Genomic DNA, 4,349 nt, shown 5'->3' on the forward strand with positions numbered 1-4,349 from the left:
CCCGACGCAGCCATGAGCGAACAACGGATAGGTAGGGCGCGTCCTCCACATTCCCGGGGGTGCAGGGGGGCTATGCTCCCCTGCTTTTCCTTTTCTTCACCCTTTCTGGCGCAAAGCCCCGAGATCGATCCCGTGCTTGTTCACCTTGTAGTAGAACGTCTTGCGCGGCAGATCGAGCGCCCGGATGGCGGCTCCGATCTCCCCGTTCGCCGCGAGCACGGCAGCGATAATTTCCTCGCGTTCGAAGGCATCCACGCGCTCGGTCAGGCCCTTGGCTATGGAGGGTGAGGGCGAGGGTGAGGATTCGCCAAGGCCGAGCGCGAACTGTTCCGCGAAATTGGCGAGTTCGCGCACGTTGCCAGGCCAGTCGTGGCGTTCGAGCATCGTGCGTACGGTTGCGGTCACCGGCGGCAGGTCGCGGCCGCTGCGGCTGGCGGCATCTCCGGCAAATCGGGCGAAGAGCGGCGCGATATCCTCGCGGCGTTCGCGCAGCGGCGGCACCGAGAGGCGCATCGCGGCGAGGCGGTAGAACAGCGGCGGCAGGAGTGTAGGCGGTGGACCTTCGGCGGCGGTCTGGCTGGTGGAGATCACCCGCACGTCGATCGGCATGGCCTCGTCCCGGCGGCGCAGCGCGCGCTGTTCGACGAAGGGCAGCAGGCGTTCCTGCAAGGGCGCGGGCGCGCGATCGATGTCGTCGAGGTAGAGCGTGCCGCGATGCGAGGCGGCAAGTCCGGGTTCGGCATGGCCGCTACCCGTGAACAGCGGCTCTGCGAGGGTTTCGGGCATTCCGGCGCAGGCGATGGGCAGAAAGCGCTGGCGTGCGCGCTTGCCCGAGCGGTGGATCAGGCGGGCGAGGAGATCCTTGCCGGTGCCGGTCTCGCCTTCGATGAACAGGTCTATATCGGCATTGGCGAGGACCGGGATCATCTCGCGCAGGCGCCGGATCGCGGGGCTTTCTCCGAGGAACACCGGGGCGTCCTCGGCCTGGGCCAGGCTGCGCAGGCGGCGGTTTTCCAGCGTCAGTGCGCGGGCGGTGGCGGCGCGGTTGACGGCGGCGATCAGGGCGTCGGGCGCGAAGGGCTTGGTCAGGAAGTCCCAGGCCCCGGCCTTGAGCATCTGCACCGCCATTTCGATGTCGCCATGTCCCGTCACCAGGATCACCGGCAGTTCCGGATCGCGTTCGTGAAGCTGGCGGAACAGGTCGATCCCGGAGACATGCGGCATGCGCACGTCGGTTACGACCACGCCGGGCCAGTCGGCGGAGATGGCGGCGAGCGCCGGGGCGGCGGCGGGGAAATGCTCCACCTCGAAGTCTGCAAGGCGCAGCAATTGCGCGGTCGAGCGGGCGAGATGCTCGTCATCCTCGACGAGGGCGATGCGGGTTGGAGTCGAGCTGGTCGTGGTCATCGGGCAAGTCTCAGGCAGAGTTCGAAGGCGGCGCCGGTTTCGCTCGGCACGAGGCGCAGGGAGCCGCCGAACTCCTGTGCAATGTCCTGTGCGATCACGAGGCCGAGACCGAGACCCTCGGCACGGCTGGTCGCGAACGGGGTGAACAGGCGCTCAGAGATTTCCGGAGCGATGCCGGGGCCGTTGTCGGAAACGGTCAGGCGCAACCTTTCATCCTCGACGGCGACCGCCAGGGTAATGCGCGCATCGGGCCGGGCGCCCAGCGCTTCGGTGGCGTTCTGGAGCAGGTTCACGAGGATCTGTTCGAGCCGGACTTTGTCGCCGCGTACTTTCAGTTCTCCGGGAATCGCGGGTATGTCGAAAGTCAGCGCGGCGAGGCGTTCTTTGAGCAGCAACTGCGCGCCGTCCACGACTTCCGCCAGCGGTACCGCGCTTTCACCGGCGCTGGCCTTGCGGGCAAAGCCGCGAAGCTGCGCGGTGATCACGCCGATGCGCTCGGCAAGCTGGTCGATGGCGGAGAGGTTCCCGCGCACCTCCCCCTCGGCGCCGAGGTCGAGCAATTGCTCCGCCGAGCGCGCGTAGTTGCGGATTGCGGCGACGGGCTGCGCAGTCTCATGCGCGACGCTGGCGGTAACTTGCCCCAGCGTGGCGAGCCGGTTGGCCAGGCGCAATTCTTCGCGCAGCAGCGCTGCGCGCTGTTCGAGCGCGGCGCGTTCTTCCATCTCGCGGCGCAGTTCGGCGGTGCGTTCGGCCACGGCGGTTTCCAGCAGTGCGGTCCGATCGCGGCGGCGGCGATTGCGCTGGGCGAGCCACCACAAAACACCGACCGTGAAGAACGCGAGGATCGCCGCAACCGCCTGCGCGCTGCGCATCGGCGTGGTGACGGCGACGCGGATGGGCAGGGCGAGATTGACTCGCCACCGGTCGCGGTTTGGCGGACTCGTGGCGAGCAGGAACCGCGCCGTCTCGCCGGGCCTGCGCAGAAGGCCGTCGCGGTCGATCCTGTAGGGCGCCGGGATCAGGTTGGCGATGCCGACATCGCCGGCGATCGCCTGCTGCCGCGCGGAATCGATCGGGTGGGTCATGGCGAAGCGCCAGTCCGGGCGACTGGCGACCAGGATTACGCCGTCGCGGTTGGTCACGAAAGTCTCGCCGCCCGCCGTGCGCCACTGCGCTTCGATACGGTCGAAATCGAGCTTGATGACGATCACGCAGTCCCCGGCCGCCTTGCGCGCAAGGTAGAGGCCGGGGCGATGGCTGACGGTGCCGAGTGCGAACTGGGCACCGTCGCCGTGCCGCAGGGCGTCGCGATAGTAGCGGCGAAAACGGTAATCGCGCCCGACGAAGCTCTGATCGTCGCGCCAGTTGCTGGCCGAAATCGCAAAGCCGTCTTCGCCCACCAGGTAGATGGCGGAGGCACCGATTCGATGCGCGAAAGCCTCCAGCTTCGCATTCAGGCGCCGGTCTGCGCCTGGCGCTCCATCGGCAGCGGCGATGACGTCGCGGTCGTCGGCCAGAGCTTGAGGGAGCAGGCGGAAACGGGCGATCTCGCTGTCGAGCAAGGCTTGCCTGAGACGGGCATCCGCCTCCACGGATTGCGCGAAAGCCGAGGCGGCGCGCCGGCGCACGAGTTCTCCGGCCACGCTTCCCGCGACCAGGGCCGCGCAAAAAGCGGCGACAAGCCAGTAGATGACGTGCGGGCGTTTCACACCCTTGTTTAGGCCGACGGCGCAGGATGTGCAAATTTTGGCACATTGCGGCAGTGCAATGTGCCGATTTCTGCTCTCGCACGGCCTATGCAAACCTTATCAGGGCTTGAAAATCAGCCATTTTCATCAAGTGCAAAAATGTCTTTGGCCGCAGCAAAAAAGCGAACAGCTTCTGCGTGGCACGTGGTCGAGCATAAGTCTCGAGCGTGCCAGAGAGAGGAAGAAAGGCCTTACCATGCATGTTCCCGCCCACCCCGCAGATGCGTCTGACGCGCTCGAATCCTCCGCGCCCAAGCGTTGGTACGGCCACCTTTATGTGCAGGTGCTGATCGCCATTGCGGCAGGCGTGATGCTGGGGCACTTCTTCCCGGCCACGGGCGAAGCGCTCAAGCCCTTGGGCGATGCCTTCATCAAGCTGGTCAAGATGGTGATCGCGCCGGTCATCTTCCTGACCATCGTCACGGGCATCGCTTCGATGCGCGACTTGCGCTCGGTCGGCCGCGTTGCAGGCAAGGCTTTCGGCTATTTCTTCTTCTTCTCGACCCTGGCGCTGATCGTCGGGCTGATCGTGGCGAACGTGGTTCGCCCCGGACAAGGCCTGAACATCGATCCTGCCACGCTCGATGCCTCGAAGGTCGCAACCTACTCAGAGAAGGCACACGAAACGTCGATCACCGGGTTCCTGATGGAAATGATCCCGGACACATTCCTCTCCTCCATGACCGAGGGTAATATCCTTCAGGTCCTGGTGATCGCCATTCTTTTCGGCATTGCGCTGGCCATGCTGGGCGATCGCGGCGCGCGCCCGCTTTCGCTGCTCGAAGACGTGTCGCTGGTATTCTTCAAGCTCGTTTCGATCGTCATGAAGGCCGCGCCCGTCGGTGCTTTCGGCGCCATGGCCTTCACCATCGGCAAGTACGGCGTGGGCAGCCTTGCCAATCTGGTGGGACTGGTGGCGACGTTCTATGTCACCTCGGCGCTGTTCGTGGTGGTGGTGCTGGGCCTGGTCGCGCGGCTTGCGGGCTTCTCGATCTTCTCGCTGATTTCCTATCTCAAGGCCGAGCTTCTGCTGGTGCTGGGCACGTCCTCTTCGGAAAGCGCGTTACCCTCGCTGATGGAGAAGATGGAGCGCGCGGGCTGCCCCAAGAGCATCGTCGGCCTCGTCGTGCCCACCGGCTACAGCTTCAACCTCGACGGCACCAATATCTACATGACCCTGGCCGCGCTGTTCAT

3 protein-coding genes are annotated in these 4,349 nt (G+C 65.7%); 1 reads left to right on the forward strand and 2 read right to left on the reverse strand.

Annotation, left to right across the window (positions count from 1 at the left end; genetic code table 11):
* Positions 1–96: 96 nt before the first annotated feature.
* Both RT424_RS23990 and RT424_RS23995 read right to left on the reverse strand, forming a co-directional pair.
* The gene (locus tag RT424_RS23990; RefSeq protein ID WP_313443355.1) at positions 97–1,407 is read right to left on the reverse strand and encodes a sigma-54 dependent transcriptional regulator; all 1,311 of its coding nucleotides are present in this window, start codon (positions 1,405–1,407) and stop codon (positions 97–99) included.
* The gene (locus RT424_RS23995) at positions 1,404–3,116 is read right to left on the reverse strand and encodes an ATP-binding protein (protein WP_313443357.1); all 1,713 of its coding nucleotides are present in this window, start codon (positions 3,114–3,116) and stop codon (positions 1,404–1,406) included. Before RT424_RS23995 ends, RT424_RS23990 begins: the two co-directional genes overlap by 4 nt.
* A 235-nt stretch (positions 3,117–3,351) precedes the next feature.
* Between RT424_RS23995 and RT424_RS24000 the strand changes: the two genes are divergently transcribed.
* Positions 3,352–4,349, forward strand: a 998-nt coding sequence (locus RT424_RS24000; protein WP_313443359.1) for a cation:dicarboxylate symporter family transporter, incomplete at its 3' end; no start/stop codon positions are given.

The organism is Novosphingobium sp. (assembly GCF_032093395.1).
In the GTDB taxonomy this organism is placed as follows: domain Bacteria; phylum Pseudomonadota; class Alphaproteobacteria; order Sphingomonadales; family Sphingomonadaceae; genus Novosphingobium.